The organism is Parabacteroides sp. B2-S-102, from assembly GCF_023656665.1.
Taxonomy (GTDB): domain Bacteria; phylum Bacteroidota; class Bacteroidia; order Bacteroidales; family Tannerellaceae; genus Parabacteroides; species Parabacteroides distasonis.
The window spans coordinates 24124-44590 of the sequence record NZ_JAMOKM010000023.1 but is presented as its reverse complement, the minus strand read 5'-3'; the positions used below and the strand labels follow the sequence as shown (position 1 = coordinate 44590).

At 46.5% G+C, this 20467-nt stretch carries 21 protein-coding genes and 1 pseudogene; 18 read left to right on the top strand and 4 right to left on the bottom strand.

What is annotated here, in order from left to right; translation table 11 throughout:
* The first annotated feature begins 4 nt into the window (after positions 1-4).
* The 17 genes from NBH07_RS19710 (at position 5) to NBH07_RS19630 (ending at position 15280) form a co-directional block, all read left to right on the top strand.
* On the top strand, positions 5-2536 hold the full coding sequence (locus NBH07_RS19710; protein WP_004310182.1) for a hypothetical protein: 2532 nt from the start codon (positions 5-7) through the stop codon (positions 2534-2536).
* Positions 2533-3258: a hypothetical protein gene (locus tag NBH07_RS19705; protein ID WP_004322064.1), complete on the top strand. Its 726-nt coding sequence runs from the start codon at positions 2533-2535 to the stop codon at positions 3256-3258. The genes NBH07_RS19710 and NBH07_RS19705 overlap by 4 nt, the downstream gene beginning before the upstream one ends.
* A gap of 204 nt (positions 3259-3462) precedes the next feature.
* Positions 3463-4233: a DNA-methyltransferase gene (locus NBH07_RS19700; protein WP_004310179.1), complete on the top strand. Its 771-nt coding sequence runs from the start codon at positions 3463-3465 to the stop codon at positions 4231-4233.
* 68 nt (positions 4234-4301) lie between these two features.
* Entirely contained in the window at positions 4302-5072 is a 771-nt protein-coding gene (locus tag NBH07_RS19695; protein WP_004310178.1) for a DUF5045 domain-containing protein, read from the top strand.
* A gap of 14 nt (positions 5073-5086) precedes the next feature.
* Positions 5087-6220, top strand: coding sequence for a hypothetical protein (locus NBH07_RS19690; RefSeq protein WP_004310177.1), 1134 nt, complete (start codon positions 5087-5089; stop codon positions 6218-6220).
* Positions 6221-6249: 29 nt separating this feature from the next.
* Positions 6250-6639, top strand: coding sequence for a hypothetical protein (locus tag NBH07_RS19685; RefSeq protein ID WP_004310176.1), 390 nt, complete (start codon positions 6250-6252; stop codon positions 6637-6639).
* 6 nt (positions 6640-6645) lie between these two features.
* The gene (gene traK / locus NBH07_RS19680; protein ID WP_004310175.1) at positions 6646-7260 is read left to right on the top strand and encodes a conjugative transposon protein TraK; all 615 of its coding nucleotides are present in this window, start codon (positions 6646-6648) and stop codon (positions 7258-7260) included.
* A gap of 12 nt (positions 7261-7272) precedes the next feature.
* Positions 7273-7644, top strand: coding sequence for a hypothetical protein (locus NBH07_RS19675; RefSeq protein ID WP_004310174.1), 372 nt, complete (start codon positions 7273-7275; stop codon positions 7642-7644).
* A gap of 14 nt (positions 7645-7658) precedes the next feature.
* Positions 7659-8141 carry a DNA N-6-adenine-methyltransferase gene (locus tag NBH07_RS19670; RefSeq protein ID WP_004310173.1) on the top strand — a complete coding sequence of 161 codons (483 nt, stop codon included), beginning with the start codon at positions 7659-7661 and terminating at the stop codon, positions 8139-8141.
* Between the two features lie 10 nt (positions 8142-8151).
* Positions 8152-9297, top strand: a complete 1146-nt coding sequence (traM, locus tag NBH07_RS19665; protein ID WP_004310172.1) for a conjugative transposon protein TraM — start codon at positions 8152-8154, stop codon at positions 9295-9297.
* A 12-nt stretch (positions 9298-9309) separates the two neighbouring features.
* Entirely contained in the window at positions 9310-9645 is a 336-nt protein-coding gene (locus NBH07_RS19660) for a hypothetical protein (protein WP_004322067.1), read from the top strand.
* Positions 9646-9694: 49 nt separating this feature from the next.
* Entirely contained in the window at positions 9695-10294 is a 600-nt protein-coding gene (locus NBH07_RS19655) for a hypothetical protein (RefSeq protein ID WP_004310171.1), read from the top strand.
* A 12-nt stretch (positions 10295-10306) separates the two neighbouring features.
* Positions 10307-11152: a conjugative transposon protein TraN gene (traN, locus tag NBH07_RS19650; protein WP_004310170.1), complete on the top strand. Its 846-nt coding sequence runs from the start codon at positions 10307-10309 to the stop codon at positions 11150-11152.
* Positions 11149-11661, top strand: coding sequence for a hypothetical protein (locus tag NBH07_RS19645; protein WP_004310169.1), 513 nt, complete (start codon positions 11149-11151; stop codon positions 11659-11661). Before traN ends, NBH07_RS19645 begins: the two co-directional genes overlap by 4 nt.
* A gap of 21 nt (positions 11662-11682) precedes the next feature.
* Entirely contained in the window at positions 11683-12339 is a 657-nt protein-coding gene (locus NBH07_RS19640) for an Lcl C-terminal domain-containing protein (protein ID WP_004310168.1), read from the top strand.
* Positions 12340-12352: 13 nt separating this feature from the next.
* A complete protein-coding gene (locus NBH07_RS19635) occupies positions 12353-13090 on the top strand; it encodes a DNA-directed RNA polymerase subunit alpha C-terminal domain-containing protein (protein ID WP_004310167.1) in 738 nt (245 codons plus the stop codon).
* A gap of 3 nt (positions 13091-13093) precedes the next feature.
* Positions 13094-15280: a type IV secretory system conjugative DNA transfer family protein gene (locus NBH07_RS19630; RefSeq protein WP_004310166.1), complete on the top strand. Its 2187-nt coding sequence runs from the start codon at positions 13094-13096 to the stop codon at positions 15278-15280.
* Positions 15281-15397: 117 nt separating this feature from the next.
* On the opposite strand, the gene NBH07_RS19625 is transcribed toward NBH07_RS19630, so the two are convergent.
* The 4 genes and pseudogenes from NBH07_RS19625 to NBH07_RS19610 all read right to left on the bottom strand — a co-directional run bounded on the left by NBH07_RS19625 (position 15398) and on the right by NBH07_RS19610 (position 18592).
* Positions 15398-15754 (bottom strand): hypothetical protein, encoded by a 357-nt coding sequence (locus NBH07_RS19625; protein WP_004310165.1) that lies wholly within the window; start codon positions 15752-15754, stop codon positions 15398-15400.
* Positions 15755-15787: 33 nt separating this feature from the next.
* Positions 15788-16060, bottom strand: a complete 273-nt coding sequence (locus NBH07_RS19620; protein ID WP_004310164.1) for a hypothetical protein — start codon at positions 16058-16060, stop codon at positions 15788-15790.
* A gap of 7 nt (positions 16061-16067) precedes the next feature.
* Positions 16068-16344 (bottom strand): annotated as a pseudogene (locus NBH07_RS19615) (hypothetical protein).
* Between the two features lie 508 nt (positions 16345-16852).
* Entirely contained in the window at positions 16853-18592 is a 1740-nt protein-coding gene (locus NBH07_RS19610) for a ParB/RepB/Spo0J family partition protein (RefSeq protein ID WP_008659497.1), read from the bottom strand.
* A 554-nt stretch (positions 18593-19146) separates the two neighbouring features.
* On the opposite strand from NBH07_RS19610, the gene NBH07_RS19605 reads away from it, so the two are divergent.
* Positions 19147-20466 (top strand): ATP-binding protein, encoded by a 1320-nt coding sequence (locus NBH07_RS19605; RefSeq protein WP_004322072.1) that lies wholly within the window; start codon positions 19147-19149, stop codon positions 20464-20466.
* Position 20467: the final 1 nt, after the last annotated feature.

Here is a 20467-nt window from a genome sequence, read left to right as displayed (position 1 = left end):
AACGATGAAACGGCTGTTTATCTTTTGGGTTATCCTATTGCCTGCCCTGACACAGCATGTTCACGCACAATATTACAGCGTGAACTATGACGCTCGTACCGTGGCGGCCATGGCCGCAGCATTCGGCACGGAGGCAGTAGCCGAAAGCTACTACCGCGAGCAGGTGGATGATATTCTGAAACACTATACGGCGGCAGAAGTGGCGGCAGCAGGGATATTTTCTTCCAAATTTTTGGAACACAAGGCTCTGTCCGACCTTGGCATCTGGTGCAGCAGCACGGAAAATTACTACTATCGTCGAATTTACCACATGGTGGCAGAAAAAATCATGCCGAAAATATGGGTGGTGGCGAAGCTGATGCTGCGCTCACCACAAACAGCAATCCACTGGGGCAGCTACCTGATGAAAGTGTGCGACGATACGAAGAGCCTGTGTATGCAGTTCGAAAGTGTGGTGACAAACAGCACGCTGTCGTTCTCGGACATCGCTTTTCTGGAAATTGACCGCGACATTGCCACCTTGCTGAACCTCGCAGAACTGGGCGGTACCGATTGGCAACGGATGTTGGACAACTTTACCAAAGTGCCGGGCAATTTCACGATTGAGAACTTAAAGGGCGACATTGACAACCTTTATAACATGGGCGTAGGGCTGGCAACATCAGGTATGGAGAACCTCGGTGACGCTCTACTGCAAAGTAGTGCGTTCCATGACCTGTTGGGTGGCAAAGTCAATGAAATCGGCAACCTGTATGAACACTACAGTACTCTCTTCGAGCAGGCGGAACATGACATCGGCAGTCTGCTAATCGACATGGTGGGCGGTCAGGATAGCGTGGCCGCATTGTTCAATTTCAGCAATTACGACCTCACATCGTGGATGACCGACTATATGGACAATGCTGTCGGGAACTATTACACGCAACGGTGGTATATCGCACGGCGTGATCAAGGAAGCATTTCTCTATGCGACTACTACCCACCGACAGACGACAACAGCATATTGAACGGGGGTGCATGGACACGCTTTAACACGAGTGATCCGGGATTTTATCCGAACGCTTCGCAACGGGAGCAGGCCCTCGCCAATTCAGAACGGTATGCCGGATGGTCAAGAAGTCGAGTGCAACAGCTCAACAATAGCAACGATGGCTACACCTATACTATCAATACCCGACAACAGGCCTATATCATCAGTAAGGGTAACAAACAGACAAAGAAGGCATACGCCTACGAGATACACGTGACACAGAGTTGGAATCGGACGGAGGTGGTCTATGAGGATGTCTTCGACTCCTATTCGATGGATTTGAATACGTTCAAAGCGCAACTCAATGCCCGCCTCTCGGAGTTCAATGACAACGAGGAAGGCTATGTCTATTACATAGCATCCGATGCACGGAACTATTATCAGGCGACGGACGCTGCAAAATTGCAGGGATGCGAAAGCGTGACCATCAGTGTAACCTGTTCAGACGGGGCGACGCTGGGACAAGGCTCGACACAATACAAGTGTCGCAAGTGTGGCGGCTCACTGGACGCCCATTCCAAAGAGTGCGTCATGCAGACCTCGGTAACGGAGAACGAACTGGATCTTTCAGAACTGGACGCACTGATACGGGAAGCGGACAATCAAGTCGCCGTTCTTCAATCTCAGATTAGTGCCTTGGAAAAGGAAAACGCCGACCTTCTGAAAAAAATTGCCGAGGCGAGCGTGGAAGACGCAGCAGCTTATCGGCAACAATATAACTCCAACCGGACACGTATCGAGGAACTGAAAAGCGAACTTGCCGAGTGGCAACAAAAACAGAAGGAGTACGCAGATGCGAAGCAGGAAGCGGAAGCAGAGAACGATGTGCCGACAGATGATTACTACCGCCTACCGGCTATCATGCAGGATTGCAAGACAGCCTATAGCCTCACTTGGCAGGACGGAGGTACATGGAGCGGCTATACGTTCGTCCGTAAGGCGACGATGCCGAACATCAATGGTATCATTACGTTCCGTGCGACTATTTCTATCGCACGGAAGCCGAAATACTTTCTGGGTATCAAGATTCACCGTGCCATTATCCAAATCAGTTGGGAATTGACTTCGGCATACACAGACACGCACGTTGCCGATGTACTGACACTCGATCCGAACCTGCCGAACGAGGAAAAGACTAAAATCGTGAATAATCGCATATCGGAAATCGCACGGGAATATCCCAACTGTAAAATCACTACCGAGTATGCCCGTACAGAACCTATGGAAGAAGTACCGAACAGCGACGTGTACCACCTGCTTTGGTCAAGTGACCGCCTCGAAATCGCACGAGAAGTGGATTCACGTATCACGAAAATATACGCCGACCTCGTATCCTTGGAGAAGATGATGCACTACAAGCGGAACATCATCGACGTACTGAAGGATGTGCTACCGGGACTCGATACGGACGAGGGTCGTAGGCTGACACTCGTGGAAGAGTGCCATGACCGCTGGGTAGAAAACGCACGGACATCCCGAAGTGGCAGAAAGGAGGTACGGCCATGAAACGCACTATACTGATAGCCATTACGTTGCTTGCGCTACTACCCGATGTCGCCAAGGGCCAATGGACATTCGATATCGTGTCGGTGGAAGCGTACATAAATGACCACAAAAAACAACGCAGCCTGTTGCTGGCCCGAAGCACGCTGGAATACAGCAACCAACTGCTGCATGAGTACAGCCGTGAGGAGACGGGCAAATACAAGGAAGTAAATATCGACCTTGACCGCTATACCCGTGCCTTTGATGTCATCGACGTGATGTACCAATCCCTGCGGACGGTGCTGAACGTGAAGGATACCTACAGCTCGGTAAGTGACCGTATCGGTGACTATAAGACCATGCTGGAGGCTTTCCATGAGAAAATCCTGAAACATGGGAACATCGAGCCGTCAGACGCACTGATACTGACTATCAATGAAAAAGCAATACGGGACATCGCCAACGAGGGCGAACACCTCTATAAGTCGGTGAGCGACCTCGTACTGTATGCCACGGGCGCAGCGGCCTGCTCGACCAGCGACCTGCTTATGGTACTGGAGTCCGTGAACAAGTCGCTGGACAGCATTGAGCAACACTTGAACCGGGCATACATCGAGACATGGAGATACATACAGGTACGTATCGGCTACTGGAAATCGAAGATTTACCGGGAACGTACCAAACGGGAAATTATTGACGGTGCTTTCGGACGATGGCGCAATGCGGGGCGACTGGATTATTGACGGTAAAAGAGGAAGGAGGTAAATAATGCCACAAGTTAGATTATGACTTCTATGTACCAAAATTGATAAGGAATATCTTAAAACGCAGGAAAAGCGTTTCGTCCTGAATGTTCGGAGAAGTACAAACAGAGAAAGAAACTTTAAGTACAAACAAGTCTATCTGGCCTATAACCAAGAGGCAAATGGACATTAATAAAAGATGTAATGAAAAAGATCGTTTTTGAAAAAGACATTACGCTATATAAAGCCGATTGCCTTGAAGTAATGCCTCTTCTCCCAGAATCAAGTATTGATTTAGTTCTATGCGACCCACCTTTTGGAATTACAGCCTCGCAATGGGATAAGATAATACCATTCTCGAAAATGTGGGAGGAGATTAGAAGAGTGAGAAAGGATAATGCGCCTACGGCTTTATTTGGCAGCGAACCGTTCAGCAGCCTTTTACGCTGTGGCAATTTAGCCGAATTTAAATATGACTGGGTATGGGAAAAGTCAAAAGCAAGCAATTTCCTTCTTGCTAAAAAGCAACCTCTAAAAGCGCATGAGCTAATCAGTATCTTTTGTAACGGCAGAACTCCTTATTATCCAATCATGGAGGAAGGTGAGCCTTATGAGAATCGTACAAAGAGAGGAAGTAACTGGACAGGAGTAAACAAGGTACCAAATCCTACATTCAGAAATGAAAACAAAGGAACGAGATACCCACGAAGTGTGAAATATTTTAAAACTGCGGAATCAGAGGGCAAAACGATTCATGTTAATCAAAAACCAGTCGCATTGTTGAAATATCTGATAAAAACATACACGAAAGAGGGTGACACAGTCCTTGATTTTGCCTCTGGAAGCATGAGCACTGCAATCGCCTGTATTCATACGAATAGAAAATGTATTTGTATTGAAAAGGATGATATGCACTTCTTGCGGGGAGAGGAAAGGATTAGAAATGAATATAATATAAAAAGAAATGTGGAATAATCCTGGTGATTAACTGATTGAAACACATTGAGTATTAAAAGATTAATAACAAATAACCGAAAGTAAATATGGACAGAATACTCTTACTCGTGACGGTTACAATAATTGCAACCACGGCGGCAAAGGCACAATCCGTGACCTATAACCACGATTCGCCGAAACAAAACCAAGTAACAGTAATGGAAACCGGTACGGGAGCACTCTCGCCCGACCTCTACTATTCCATACTGCACAACAAGTATAAGAAGTCGGCAGCAGTCAAGAACAAACTGTCATTCCGCACACTGGCGGGCGTCAACCTATACAACCAAACGGACGAAGCTGAAGCCATCGACTCGGCATTGGTGAGCCGGGCAAAGATAGAAGCCTTGAACGTGGCTGACCGTCAAGCGGACATCGCATGGGTCGCTGAAGGCGATAAGGTCAACGGACAGATGGTACGGTTCAAACGAAACATAGACCGCATCTTGCCTGTCGGGGGGACACCGGAGGATAAAGACAGATGGACGGAATATTACCATATCTACCAGTGCGCCATTGATGCAACGAAAGATGCCTATATGCCCAACGCACAGCGGAAGAAAGAGTATCTGCGCATCTACGAGGATATAACTCGACAGAACGAAATCCTTGTCGGCTACCTTGCCAAACGGCAGAATACTACGATAACAAGTACGCTACTGAATGCTACCGCTGACCGTACTCTGGATAAGGAGAGTATTGTCCGCGATGCGGTGAACCGATGGCACGAATCGCGCTTTGCCGTGCGCGGCCCGCAATCAGGCAATAACACGGGTGGCAACGGCGACGGAGATGAAACAGTAAACAAAGGGAACTGAAAAAACAAAAACGTATGGCAGACGGAAATATACTCTCGGATTTCGGTATTAATATCCTTGAAGAAGAAATTGACGATGTGATTTTTCAAACGAACGAGTTCCTGACTGATGCGACTTTTACCGGCTCGCAGGGACCGTTCTGGTGGATACTACAAATGTGCATGGCACTGGCTGCCCTGTTCGCTATTGTGATGGCAGCGGGAATGGCGTACAAGATGATGGTGAAACATGAGCCACTGGATGTGCTGAAGCTGTTCCGTCCTTTGGCTGTTTCAATCATCCTCTGTTGGTGGTATCCGCCAGCAGACACGGGTATGGCTGGCAGTGGGAGCAGTTGGTGTTTCCTTGACTTCCTGTCTTACATCCCGAACTGCATCGGCTCGTACACGCATGACCTGTACGAGGCAGAAGCCACCCAAATAGCGGACAAATTCGAGGAAGTGCAGCAACTTATCCATGTACGTGACACGATGTACCAAAGCTTGCAAGCACAGGCAGATGTCGCTCACACGGGTACCTCCGACCCGAACCTGGTAGAAGCGACCATGGAACAAACCGGAGTGGACGAAGTGACGAAGATGGAGAAAGACGCAGCCGAACTGTGGTTTACCTCACTGACGGCAGGAGTCATCGTAGGTATCGACAAAATCATCATGCTTATCGCTCTGATTGTGTATCGTATCGGATGGTGGGCAACCATCTATTGCCAGCAAATCCTACTGGGCATGTTAACAATATTCGGACCTATACAATGGGCGTTCTCGCTGTTGCCCAAATGGGAAGGTGCATGGGCGAAGTGGCTTATAAGGTATCTGACAGTACATTTCTATGGTGCAATGCTCTACTTCGTCGGCTTCTATGTGCTACTGTTATTCGACATTGTACTGTGCATACAGGTAGAAAACCTGACGGCAATCACAGCAAGCGAACAGACAATGGCGGCCTACTTGCAAAACAGCTTCTTCTCCGCCGGCTACTTGATGGCGGCAAGTATCGTGGCACTGAAATGCCTAAACCTCGTGCCGGACTTGGCAGCATGGATGATACCTGAAGGCGACACGGCCTTCTCTACACGGAACTTTGGAGAAGGTGTGGCGCAGCAGGCCAAAATGACGGCTACGGGCGGTATCGGCTCGATGATGAGATAATGATAAACCTAATATTAAATATCCAAAAGATGAATGTACAACAGAAAATTGAGAAATGGTGCAGGAACGAGCGTTTCGTGCACTATGCAAATGAACGCATAAGCGAAGAACTCGTTTATGCACCTAACCACCGAATTGATCCGGAATATGAAGAACTGGACGAAGCCATTACATGGGACAACCGATATATTGTCCCTATGATGACTTACCTTACCTATCGTCTGCAACTGGTCAAATTGCAGAAAAATGCCAAGAATCGAAACCGCCGTGTCTGGTGGATATTCGTGCATGTAATCATGCGGGAAGATTACACACAGCTTTTTGACGGGAAGTTCGAAAAATTTCTGACGGAGTTGCATGATACAGTCATGACAATGTTACATGACGAATACACACGATTGTCTAACAAGAAAAAATAAAGGTATATGGTCATCAAACATTTGGAGAATAAAATCCGACTGGTGGGCATCATCTGCACTGCTTTTCTTGCAGGGTGTATCATCATCAGCGTATCAAGTATCTGGACTGCCCGGACAATGGTGACGGACGCGCAGAAAAAGGTGTATGTGCTGGACGGAAATGTACCTATACTCGTAACCCGCACGACGATGGACGAAACACTGGACGTGGAGGCCAAGAGCCACGTAGAAATGTTCCACCATTACTTTTTTACTCTCGCACCGGACGACAAATACATCCGCTATACGATGGAAAAAGCGATGTACCTGGTCGATGAGACGGGACTGGCACAGTACAATACCCTCAAGGAAAAGGGATTTTACTCCAATATATTGGGTACGAGCGCGGTGTTCTCGATATTCTGTGACAGTATCTCCTTTGACAAAAAGAATATGGAGTTCACCTACTATGGTCGGCAGCGAATCGAGCGCCGGAGTAATATCCTGATGCGCGAACTGGTTACGGCAGGGCAACTTAAACGTGTGCCGAGAACGGACAATAATCCGCATGGACTGCTCATAGTAAACTGGCGCACATTGCTGAACAAAGATATCGAGCAAAAAACAAAGAGTAACTATTAAATCACCAAAGATATGAATATCAAAGGATTCAAACGGATGTTGTTCGGCGAGAAGATGCCGGACAAAGATGACCCGCAGTACAAGGAACGCTACGAGCGAGAGGTGCAGGCCGGGCATAAATTCGCCAAGGCGACACGCATCGACCAAGCGGCGGCCAAGGTGCAGGGCTTTGCCAACGCACACCGGACGCTGTTTCTGGTCATCGTCTTTACATTCGTCATCGGAGCTTTCGTATGGAACGCCTACCGCTTGGTAACTGTGTACAGACACAGTCCGGTAAGTCGCACGGCGACGGAAAAGCAGGATTCAGTGCTTCGGGAACGGCACAAGCTGTTGCAGGAAGTCGAAATAAGGGAACATAAAAACAGAGGGGACAAACCATAGTAAAAAGAGTACTTATGAATACACGGCTTGAAAAATCAGTCCGTTCGTCAGACGAATGGTACACGCCAAAGGAGATACTGGACGCATTGGGCAAATTCGACCTTGACCCTTGCGCTCCCATCCATCCGTTGTGGCCGACTGCCGAGGTCATGTATGACCAGAACATAGATGGGTTGTCCCAGATATGGGAAGGGCGTGTGTGGCTCAATCCTCCCTATTCGCGTCCTCTTATCGAGCTATTCGTCCGGAAATTGGCAGAACATGGCAACGGCATTGCATTATTATTCAACCGTTGCGATTCCAAAATGTTTCAGGACGTCATCTTTCCAAAAGCGACGGGAATGAAATTCCTACGCCACCGCATCCGATTCTACCGACCAGGCGGAGCACGAGGTGACTCTCCCAGTCGCGGTAGCATCCTATTAGCTTTCGGAGAAGACAACGCAGAGATACTGAGAAATTGTGCCATTGAAGGCAAATATGTACAACTCAATTAAAAGATGTATAATGAAGATATTGGAGAAAATCAATTTTCGCCAGCCGAAATATATGCTTCCCGCCATCCTTTATTTCCCCCTGCTCGGCACGTCTTATTTCATCTTCGACCTGTTTCAGACAGAAACGATAGAAATACAAGACAAGGCGTTGCAGACGACGGAGTTCCTAAACCCCGAATTGCCGGGGGCACAGATCAAGGACGATGGCATAGGCAGCAAATACGAGAATATGGCGAAATCATGGGGTAAGATACAAGACTACTCCGCTGTAGATAACATAGACCGGGAAGAACCCGATAAAAACAAGGAAGAGTATGAATCGAAATACACGCAGGACGACATCGACCTGCTCACGGAAGAACAACAGGAAAAAGCTGCGGCAGCGGAAATTGCCTCTGCCAAGACACGAGAACAGGAAGCACTTGCCGAACTGGAGAAAGCACTCGCAGAGGCGAGACTGAGAGGGCAAAACGCGACTGTACCCCCGGCAGAAACGGACACGGCCAACATTGCTCCACCACAAGGAGCAGCAGCCTCCGGAACCATCAACGAAGAGAGCCGGGCTGTGAAAACGCCATCAGCGGACGAACCGCCCAGCGAGGTGGTACGCAAGGTGAAGACAACCTCGGACTACTTTAACACACTGTCGAAGAATGTCCGTGAACCGAAACTCATCCAAGCCATCATTGACGAGAACATCAAAGCGGTGGACGGCTCGCGCGTGAGGTTGCGCCTGCTTGACGATGTGGAGATTGGCGAGTGTGTGATAGCAAGGGGAACATACCTGTACGCTACGGTAAGCGGATTCTCATCCGGGCGCGTGAAAGGTAATATCAGCAGCATCCTCGTGAATGACGAATTGGTGAAAGTGAGTCTCTCACTCTATGATACAGATGGCATGGAGGGGCTGTATGTGCCCAACAGCCAATTCCGGGAAACGAGCAAGGATGTAGCAAGCGGGGCAATGTCGGGCAATATGAACATGAGTATGGGAAGTACAACAGGAAACAGCCTTGCACAATGGGGGATGCAGGCGGTGAACAATGCCTACCAGAAAACAAGCAATGCCATTAGCAAAGCTATCAAGAAAAACAAAGTCAAGTTGAAATACGGAACTTTCGTGTATTTAGTGAACGGACAGGAAAAAAGGAATTAAAACGATGATGACATGGAAACAGATTTATCAGAATATCACAAAGGTACGGATGGGCTTTATTATGCGGACTATATAGCCCCAAATAAAGCCGAAACATTTATCGGAAAACTTGTGAGTACCGAATGGTGGCATCACAGAGGGCAGTTTGCCCTAATATGCAACTTCCGAACAGAAGACAGACGGAGGATTGCCTTATTCGCTTTTCAAAAACATACCGGTTTTTACGGACCAAGATACGGGAATGTTAATTTCAAAACAGTGGAGAAGGGCACTCTTTGGCAATGTGAAATCCAAATGACCCGGACGGGACGTTGTACTTGGGCGCGTGCCAGGCAGATAAAGAAATGAAGCGAAATAGGGAAAAGAAATCAATATAAATATTTTTAATCATGTGCCTATGAAATCTTCAAACTACTTAAAAAAAATATACGGGAATCCGACAGATGAAAAATATACACCGGGATATGGTGTATTACCCATTATCAAATATATACCTGAAGGCAAGATAGTCTGGTGTCCTTTCGATACGAAGCACAGTGAGTTTGTGCAGAAATTCAAGGATGCCGGTTTCCATGTCGTGTATTCCCATATCTATAACGGACAGGATTTTTTCAACTATGAACCGTCCCAATGGGATATACTCGTATCCAATCCTCCTTTCAGCCGGAAAGTGGAAGTCTTCGAACGCTGTCTGAAACTCGGAAAACCATTCGCCTTGCTGATGTCCAACTATTGGCTGAACAACGTAACACCCTGCCGACTTTTCCAGAATACTGATCTGGAATTACTCATGTTCGATAAACGTATTCAGTTCGGAAAAGGGAAAAACGTACCGTTCAACAGCAGCTATTTCTGCCATAAAATACTTCCGAAACAAATCATATTCGAACAGATAGATGTTACGGACAAATCTCCAAGTTGTATGCAGGATGACATCCCAGATAAGGCAAATATCAATCCGCAAGAGAATAAAGCAATCATGAATTTTCAATTATAACTCTGTATTTCAATGAAAAGGAATTTATTTGGCATTATGCTTCTATCAGGTATTTCCATTTTACCGAAAGCTAACGCACAAACTACCTACGAAGAAATGGAACAACTGACGGTGAACGAACAGATAACAACTGTCATCACGGCATCGGAACCGGTGCGTTTCGTGGATATTTCCACTGACAAGGTGGCGGGCGATCAGCCCATTGACAACATCATTCGCCTAAAGCCCAAGGAAAGCGGACACGAGGATGGTGAAATACTCGCCATCGTCACCATTGTGACGGAACGATACCGCACACAATACGCACTGATTTATACCACAAGGATGAAAGAGGCAGTAACGGATAAGGAGATATTGCTGCAAGAGCGTAATGCGTACAACAATCCGGCAGTCTCAATGTCCGCTGCCGACATGACACATCATGCACGGCGCATCTGGAACTCACCTGCAAAAATCCGCAACGTAGCTACCAAAGCACACCGCATGGTGATGCGTCTGAACAATATCTACTCGGTGGGTGACTACTTCTTCATAGACTTTTCCATCGAGAACAAGACGAACATTCGTTTTGACATTGATGAGATACGGATAAAGCTGACAGACAAGAAACTCGCCAAGGCAACCAACGCACAGACTATCGAACTGACACCTGCCCTGGTTCTGGAATCGGGCAAGACATTCAGACACGGCTATCGGAATGTGATTGTCGTGAAAAAGATGACCTTTCCCAATGACAAGCTACTGACCATCGAAATGACGGAGAAACAGATTAGTGGCCGTAACATCAGTCTGAACATCGACTATGAGGATATACTGGCGGCAGATTCGTTCCATGCAGATTTATTGGAGGAGGAATGACTATGAAAAAGACAATCATCGTGATAATTACCTGCGTGTGTATCGCTGCAAGTGCAAATGCACAACAAGGTAGCGGACGCCTCTCGCTTGGCACAGGGCTACTCTACAAGAACGGCATGGATATAACGCTCGCCTACGAACACGAAATGAACTATCGCCATACGTGGGAGTTCTTCGTCAACGGCTATCTACAATGGGCAGAGTGCGCTTCGTGCGGGCATATCTGCCCGGAATCATTTTGGCGAAACTACCGCAGCTACGGTTTTGGCGTGGCCTACAAGCCGTGCATGACGCGGGGACGCAACCACTATGGCAGTCTGCGTATCGGAGCTTCAGCCGGAAGCGACATGAATAAGTTCCTCGGTGGCCTGCACTTCGGTTACGAACACAACTATGTGCTACGGGCCGGATGGACACTGTATTGGCAAGTGAAAAGCGATGTGATGATAAAAGGTGCGGACGTGCTGCGAGCAGGTGTCGTGCTGGGTGTGAAACTACCTATAAAATAGGGAAACAAAAAAGAAAGCAATATGATACGAAAGATACATTTGGTGGCAGCGGCAACGGCTGCCGTGCTTTGCGCTGCCTGTGACACGCATATAGACGTACCCGATACAGCAGTTCGTCCAGGACATATCCTCTGCGAGGATGGAACAGCCTTGCCTTACGCACAATATGAACAATCGGGGAAAAAAGCGATAGCGGTTGTCTTCGATACCGAAAAACGCGGAGATACGGAGGGGGACGGTTATGCAGTTTACCTGTGGGACATTGCTCCACAGGCATTCGCCGACAGCCTCGGCATCGCACAAGGCACATCGGCTGACATCATGGCTTATGATGGCAATGAGAATACATTCGCACTGTATGATACACAAGAAACCGCTTCGCCAATGGCAGAAGCGGTTTTCGACCTATGGCGGTACGGGCAGAGTGCCTATGTACCGTCCGTGGCAGAGATGCGGCTGCTCTACACCATGCGAAAGATAATCAACCCTGTCATCGAACAATGTGGCGGTGAGCCGTTACCACTGGATGAAAACGACTGTTGGTACTGGACATCCACAGAAGTCGAAAAGCAACAGACAGCCAAGGCATGGCTCTATTCCATGGGGAGCGGCGCAATGCAGGAAACACCTAAAGTACAGGCGCACAAAGTACGCCCTATAATTACCATAAACGAATAAAAGATAGAAAGATATGAAAGATACGGATATATTTTTCAGCATAGCATTGATGATATTGGGAATTGTCCTCATGTATAAGTCCATGAAAGGTAATTCATGCCGACAAATACTGGCAAAACTCGCAGATTCCATAGCATCGGATAAAGAAGATATTAATTTTCAAATTAAAAGGTTCGGCTACCTTTTGGACGAAATGACTGCCGATAATGAAAAAAATTCAATCTTGAAGCGTCATGCCGACAGACTGGAGGAACTTGTCACGCAATTAGACCGCACACGAAACGAGCTTGAAACAAGTAATCTGTCAATGGCGGATATTAACGGAGAGTTGAAAAGAAGTAATGCCGAACTTGTAAAGAGAGCAACCCAATTACGCAATGAGATACAGCAAGACGAGCTTGTCATCCAAAAGATGCAAGAACGCCTTGATTCTCTCAAAAGAATCAAAGTGGGGCTTGAAATAGCCCTGAATAACATTCAGGCAGAAGAAGTACACTATCTCTCGGAACCGGTATTCAGTTTGGGTATTACCCCATCCATCAAAAGCCATCTTGAATCTCATGGAATATTATATATCGGAGACCTGATTCATCTTAACGAGCAATATCTCATGGAAATCTGGGGTATCGGTCCGGTAACACTTGATAAGATAAAAACAAAACTGAACGAGAATGGTGCATGGTTCGGTATGGATGTAATCAGAGTAGGTAATCATTGGTATCGTAGAAAACAAGGACTAATAACAGACTGACTTATGGAAGAAAGTAAGGAATTGCAAGGGTTCTATAAAATATTCCGCACAGTGGTATATGTGTCCGTGCTGCTGGAGTTCTTTGAATATGCCATTGACCCTGCAATGCTCGACCACTGGGGCGGCATACTGACCGACATTCACGGACGCATCAAACAATGGATGATTTACCACGACGGCAATCTTGTGTACAGCAAAATCGCAACGGTACTGCTTATCTGCATCACTTGTGTCGGAACGCGGAACAAGAAGCATCTGGAGTTCAACGCACGCCGGCAGGTGGTGTATCCATTGACGAGTGGGTTATTGCTGCTCGTACTCTCCGTATGGCTGTTCGGCCATACGATGGAAACAAGGCTTTATACCTTACCTCTGAATATCATTCTCTATATGATTGCCTCCATTGCTGGCGTAGTACTGGTACATATCGCATTAGACAACATTTCAAAGTTCATCAAGGAGGGATTGATGAAAGACCGTTTCAACTTCGAGAATGAAAGTTTTGAACAATGTGAAGAAAAAGTCGAGAATGAATACAGCGTAAATATCCCCATGCGATACTACTATAAGGGTAAATTCCGTAAGGGGTGGATTTCTGTAAGCAACTGCTTTCGAGGAACATGGGTAGTTGGAACACCGGGATCGGGTAAGACTTTCAGTATCATAGAGCCGTTTATCCGACAGCATTCGGCCAAAGGTTTCGCCATGGTGGTGTATGACTACAAGTTTCCTACATTGGCGACCAAGCTCTACTACCATTACAAGAAGAACGAGAAACTGGGCAGAGTACCCCAAGGGTGCAAGTTCAACATGATTAATTTTGTGGATGTGGAGTATAGCCGTCGGGTGAATCCAATTCAGGCAAAGTACATCAACAATCTTGCGGCGGCCAGCGAAACGGCGGAAACATTATTGGAAAGCCTACAAAAGGGTAAGAAAGAGGGAGGCGGCGGAAGCGACCAGTTCTTCCAAACCTCGGCGGTAAACTTCCTTGCCGCTTGTATCTACTTCTTCGTGAATTATGAACGTGAACCCTACGATGCCAACGGCAAGCCTCTATATGCGGAAAGACAGCAAGATCCGCAGACCAAATTCTGGAAACCGACAGGTATCGTGCGCGACCGTGAAGGCGGCAATATCGTGGAACCTGCCTACTGGCTGGGAAAGTATTCGGACATGCCACATATTCTGTCATTCTTGAATGAAAGTTATCAGACGATTTTCGAGGTACTGGAAACTGACAATGAGGTTGCTCCGCTGCTTGGTCCATTCCAGACAGCTTTCAAAAATAAGGCAATGGAACAATTGGAGGGTATGATTGGCACGTTACGTGTTTATACCTCGCGTCTGGCAACCAAAGAGAGCTACTGGATATTCCACCGGGATGGCGATGACTTCGACCTGAAGGTGAGTGACCCGAAGAATCCGAGTTACCTGCTGATTGCAAATGACCCGGAAATGGAATCCATCATCGGTGCATTGAACGCTCTTATCCTAAACCGTCTCGTTACCCGTGTGAATACCGGGCAGGGGAAAAATATTCCTGTGAGTATTATAGTGGACGAGTTACCGACACTCTACTTTCACAAAATAGACCGTCTGATAGGTACAGCGCGAAGCAATAAGGTGAGTGTAACGCTCGGCTTTCAGGAACTACCGCAACTGGAAGCCGATTATGGTAAGGTAGGTATGCAAAAGATCATTACGACGGTAGGTAATGTGGTAAGCGGCTCGGCACGTGCCAAAGAAACGCTGGAATGGTTGTCCAATGACATCTTCGGCAAGGTGGTCCAGGTCAAAAAAGGCGTGACTATTGACCGGGACAAAACAAGTATCAATCTCAATGAGAATATGGATAACCTTGTGCCTGCCTCGAAAATCTCGGATATGGCAACCGGATGGATATGCGGTCAGACGGCACGGGACTTTGTGAAGACGAAAACAGGTATGGGCGGTTCAATGAATATTCAAGAATCGGAAGAGTTCAAGACTACAAAGTTCTTCTGCAAAACAGATTTTGATATGGCAGAAATCAAGAAAGAAGAAGCGGCGTATGTGCCGCTGCCGAAGTTCTACACTTTCAAGTCGAGAGAGGAACGGGAGCGCATCCTATATAAAAACTTCGTACAAGTGGGGCAAGATGTGAAAGAGATGATAAAAGACGTTCAAAATAAGCGCAACGCGAAATAAAAATCCGGCTGTCTGACATATAATGTAAATAAAAACAACAAAAACCGTCAGTACAATCGTACTGGCGGTTTACTACTAACTAATCTCTTCTTCTGGTTTATCAGGTGAGCTACCTGCTTAATAATTGGGTGAGTTGCTGATGGCAATTTTTTCGTATTCCTCTTTGTCAGTACCGCATTCAATTGCCCTGTCAATGACATCCCCTAACTCGTTGTAACAAACTTCTTCATTGACACACTCTGCATCTTTGCCTTTCAACAGATATACCTCATAATAGTCCGACCCATTAAGTGCAATAATGACGTATCCGGTGTGTAACAGTCCGTTTACTTTGATACGAAGTGCAGGCAGGTCTTTGAAGATGGTGGCTGCAAACTCTGCGATACCCCATGACATGAGGACGGGCATAGGGGTAAGTCCTATCAACTGCTCTTGAATGGTCTGTGCTATTTGTATTACATACTCTTTTTCCATAACTATGCTATTTTTAAGATGATTATTGTTTTTTTATTCGAACCATTCCGGGTTGTCCTTTTTCAGTTCGGCAACCAATTCTACGTCTGTCAGTCGCAGGTTTGCCATGTCGGTAAAGAAGAAAACCTCGTCATAGATTCTTTCGGCTTCCTTGCTTGCGAAGCCTTCGTTTTCATCGTTGAAACTACCGGGCTGAAGGGCATCAAGCAAGGTAATCGAGCCGATAAGGAGTTCTTCACCCTCGTTGGATTCCACCACACGGCAAGGATAGTTATTGCCGCCAAATTGTACTTCTTGTGTTTTCATACGCTTGTTATTTTAATGGGATATGCTTTCCATTTGTCTTGAGGTATTCCATAAGACACTTTGCTTCTTCATGTGACGCACGATTGCGGTCATCATAGCGACGTGTCTCATCCGGCCATCACAATGATGCACTCCTTAAACAATCTATAGAGGCTCTGTTGCAGTGTGGGGTGCATATCAGGTATAGCGGCTGCAAAACGCTTGGGATTGAAACTAAAACTATTCACTGCCATTTCCCATTCTTTGGCAAGTTTGTACTCTTTGCTTTCTTTGATGTTGTCCATTGTCATGAAATTTTAATGATTTATTTTTCTTCCCTCTGTTCGGTTCTATATTCTGTCTGAACCGCTTGGGATTTACAGATGCTTTACAGGACTGACGAACAAGCTACTTCCAACGCTTTTTTTGGAAAATTACTCTTTCACAGAAAGGAAGAATTTTATAAAAATGCACTTCAAAGCGATGGAATCAAGCGCGGCAGTCCACCTTCGCGTCTGGAAAACCAACCGGCGAGGACAGGAAGGAACCGGAGAAGGAATAAGATGGAAAAGATAAAAAGGAGGAAACTGATAGGTATAAATGAAGACGGGTGGCGGCGGGGTATCGGGAGGTAGCTATAAATGGGATAGAAAAGGCATAATCGCGCGGATGGCGGGTTTGCCCGGCAGACGCGCCGCCCGACAACGGTTTGGAGCAGTTGTCCGTGAACATCTTCACCTTAATCTAATTACAAATTAGGAACGAATAGAGGACAGATTACTCCACCCTCTATTCGTTGGTTACTGATTATGGTTAAGCTGCAATATCTTCCTCTTGTGGCTGTTCTTCGGTCTGCATCCCTACTTCGGATTGCTGTTTGTCAGATTGCTCCGCTTCCTGCTTTGCTTGTTCCTGCACCAAAAGAACGGCTTTTTTCTCTTCGATACGTTGGTGACGCTTCTCATACACTTCATTATGTCCGTTCTTGATGTCTGCCAACAGGTCGGGCATATGTTTTTGTGCGAAGTCAAGCAAGAGGGATGCAATGGCATTGTTGCCGTATGCGTTCTTGAAATTAGCAATTAGAAAATCCCTGCGAATAATCGCTTTCTGCTTGCTCGTGAGGTTGGCAATGATGTTTATCTTTTCTTCATCTGTAAGGTAGGAATAAGGCTTTTTTTCCTCGATACCTACCGCTTCGAAATGCTCTTTGCGGAGGGATGATAGCAAGAAGAAATAAATCATCTTGTCCTCGTCTTGCCCAAACTTGCAATCGGACATATCAACCTCCAAAATCTGTTTTTTTGTGTCCTCTACAGTCTTTTCAAGGGCAATTTCCTTGTTGCGTTTGTCTTGCTTTTCCAACTTCTCTACCGGTGAAAGCGTCTGCTCCTGTTTTGTGTCATTGGTAGTACAGGTAACTTTCGGAACATAACAGAGTACGATGTCCTTGCTCTCAATACGGAAATAAAGGATGATTTCACCTGCTTCACTTCGGGTACGGATTTCTTCGCATTCTTCCGTGTAATCGTTCAAATCCTGTTCGAACTCGCTCTGTGCCTGTTCGTATTCTTCGGTGGTGTCGTACTCATCTTTTCGGGGTGCTTCGGGCTGTTCGGGATATGCCTTTGCATAATAGTTAAGGCTTTCCACTTCGTAACCCATGGCGGTAAGACGTTCTACTACGGCTTCATTGCTGTTGAAACTTTCATAGCAGAGGGATACCTCAGGGCGTTCTTCCATAAGGCGCACGGCTTTCTCCGTGAGATATGCTGCATTCATTTCAGCAAGGCAAGTACGATTGGCGCAATTTCCGCAACCACCCTCGCAAAATAACATCATATTATTTGTATTGTGAGGACACGACAGACAGAGGGTCTTGTCAAATGCGTATCGCTCCAAGTCGGTGGTATATTGCCGTTCGATGTTCCGTGCAACATCAGAGGCTTTCATTCCTCGCCAACTATTGTACTGCACCCCCTCTTTAAGATGCTTGTTGTACACCTCTTTCTGAATATCTTCCCCATAACGGCAAATTTCGCTCGCTACGCTGATTGTGATTTCGTCCTGTTCCAAAAGCTGTGCGATTTCGGGCATTAAGGAAACGAATTTAAGGCGTGTGCGGATATAGCTTTCGTTTTTACCGAACTGCACCGCCAAAGACTGCACATCGTGGCGACCACTATCAATGAGCTTTTGGTAGGCATTTGCTTCCTCTATCGGGGTAACATCCTTGCGCTGGAGGTTTTCAGTTACCGCCATTTCTTCGGCAACTTCGTCTGAAATTTCCATAACGACAGCCGGAATGTCTTCCAATCCTGCCATGAGGGAGGCACGATATCGGCGTTCTCCAAAAACAATCTCAAAGCGGTTGTCTTCTATTGGGCGTACTCCAATAGGCTGTAACACACCCTGCTGACGAATACTCTCGGAAAGTTCTGCAAGGCTCGCTTCGTCAAAATTCTTACGTGGGTTGTAATTGCTCGGCTGCACGTTTGCCAATGCTACCATTGTGATGTTTTTCTCTACTGATTGAATTGCTGTTGCTTCCATAATCATAAAAATTTAATTGGTTTTAATATTTAATTTTTTATTTTCCCTTTGTTCGGTTCTCTTTTCTGCCTGAACCGCTTGGGATTTACAGATGCTTTACAAGGACTGACGAATAAGCGATTTCCGACGCTTTTTCCGGAAAATTACTCTTTCGCAGAAAGGAAGAATTTTATAGGAAATGCACTTCAAAGCGACGGAATCAAGCGCGGCAGTCCACCTTTGCGTCTGGAAAACCAACCGGCGATGGCAGGGATGGACCGGATGAGTGGCATTAAAAGAATATAGAAAAGGAAGAATACGCTGAAAGGCGGATGGTAAAACGGATGGAACTATAAAGGGATGATTAACGATACAACGGGACAAGCGGAAGGACGTAAGACCAGACGGTGTAAAACAGGAATGGAACTTACCAGATAAAAATCCTTTGAGCCATTTCGCTAAATAAATCTGTATCAATTGCCTGTTTTACCAGAAATTTGCATTATTTTTGCAGTAACGAAACAGCCGTTTCGGAAACAGCCGTTTCGGAAATAGCAATAAAAAAGGATAAGGATATGAGATTTTTTGACAGGACAGAAGAAATAGCCTCTCTTCGCAAGATTCGCGAAATGGCCAAAAACAATGCTCAGTTTACAGTGGTAACGGGACGTCGCCGTATCGGTAAGACATCACTCGTGTGGAAGGCATACGAGGACGAACCGATTCTCTATTTCTTTGTTGCCCGGAAAGCCGAAGGCGATTTGTGTGAGGACTACCGGCTTGAAATAGAGAACAAGTTGGGGGTCCCAACCATGGGGCGGGCCGAACACTTCACTGATGTGTTCGAGTACCTGATGAAACTTTCGGCAGAACGTCCCATCACACTCTTTATCGACGAGTTCCAGGAGTTTTTCCGTGTGAACAAATCGGTGTTCAGCGATATGCAGCGCATCTGGGATCTATACAGCCCGAAGTCCCGTATTAACCTGATTGTCTGTGGTTCGATTTATTCCATGATGACAAAGATATTCAAGGATAAGAAAGAGCCGTTGTATAACCGGCAGTCGCGCTTTATGACTGTGCGTCCGTTTACCCCAACTGTTCTGAAAGATATTCTTTCGGAATACAACCCCGGCTACACGACGGAAGATCTGCTGGCCTTGTACGCTTTCACGGGCGGTGTGGCGAAGTATGTACAACTACTCGTGGATGCAGGAGCAACAGCCAAAACGACTATGCTCGACCAGATTATAAAGGCCGACTCCATATTTTTGGGCGAGGGTAAAGCGATTCTTATCGAAGAGTTCGGCAAGGATTACGGAATCTATTTCTCCATACTATCGGCCATTGCACGAGGAAAAACATCCCGTTCGGAAATTGAAAACGTGGTAGGCAAGGAAATCGGCGGTTATCTTACCAAGCTGGAGAAAGAATACGAAATCATATCGAAGAAGCAACCGCTGTTCGAGAAGAGTTCCGCCAAGAATGTCCGGTATGTCATCGAGGATAATTTTTTCACGTTCTGGTTCCGCTTCATCTACAAGTACAGCTATATGCTGGAGATAGAGAACTATGGAAGTGTGAAGATGATTATAGGTCGGGATTATGAAACTTTCAGCGGTCTGATGCTTGAACGTTACTTTAAACGTGTACTGATAGAACGGCAAGTCTATACGCGTATCGGAGGCTGGTGGGACCGCAAGGGTGAGAACGAAATAGACATAGTAGCTGAAAACGAACTGGACGATACGGCGACATTTTTCGAAGTCAAACGCAAGGCCGAAAATATCGACATGGAAAAACTGGAAGCGAAAGCAGCCGCTTTCATGCGTGCAACGGGAGAGTTCAAAGGTTATTCCCTGTCATACAAAGGGTTGTCAATGACTGATATGTAGC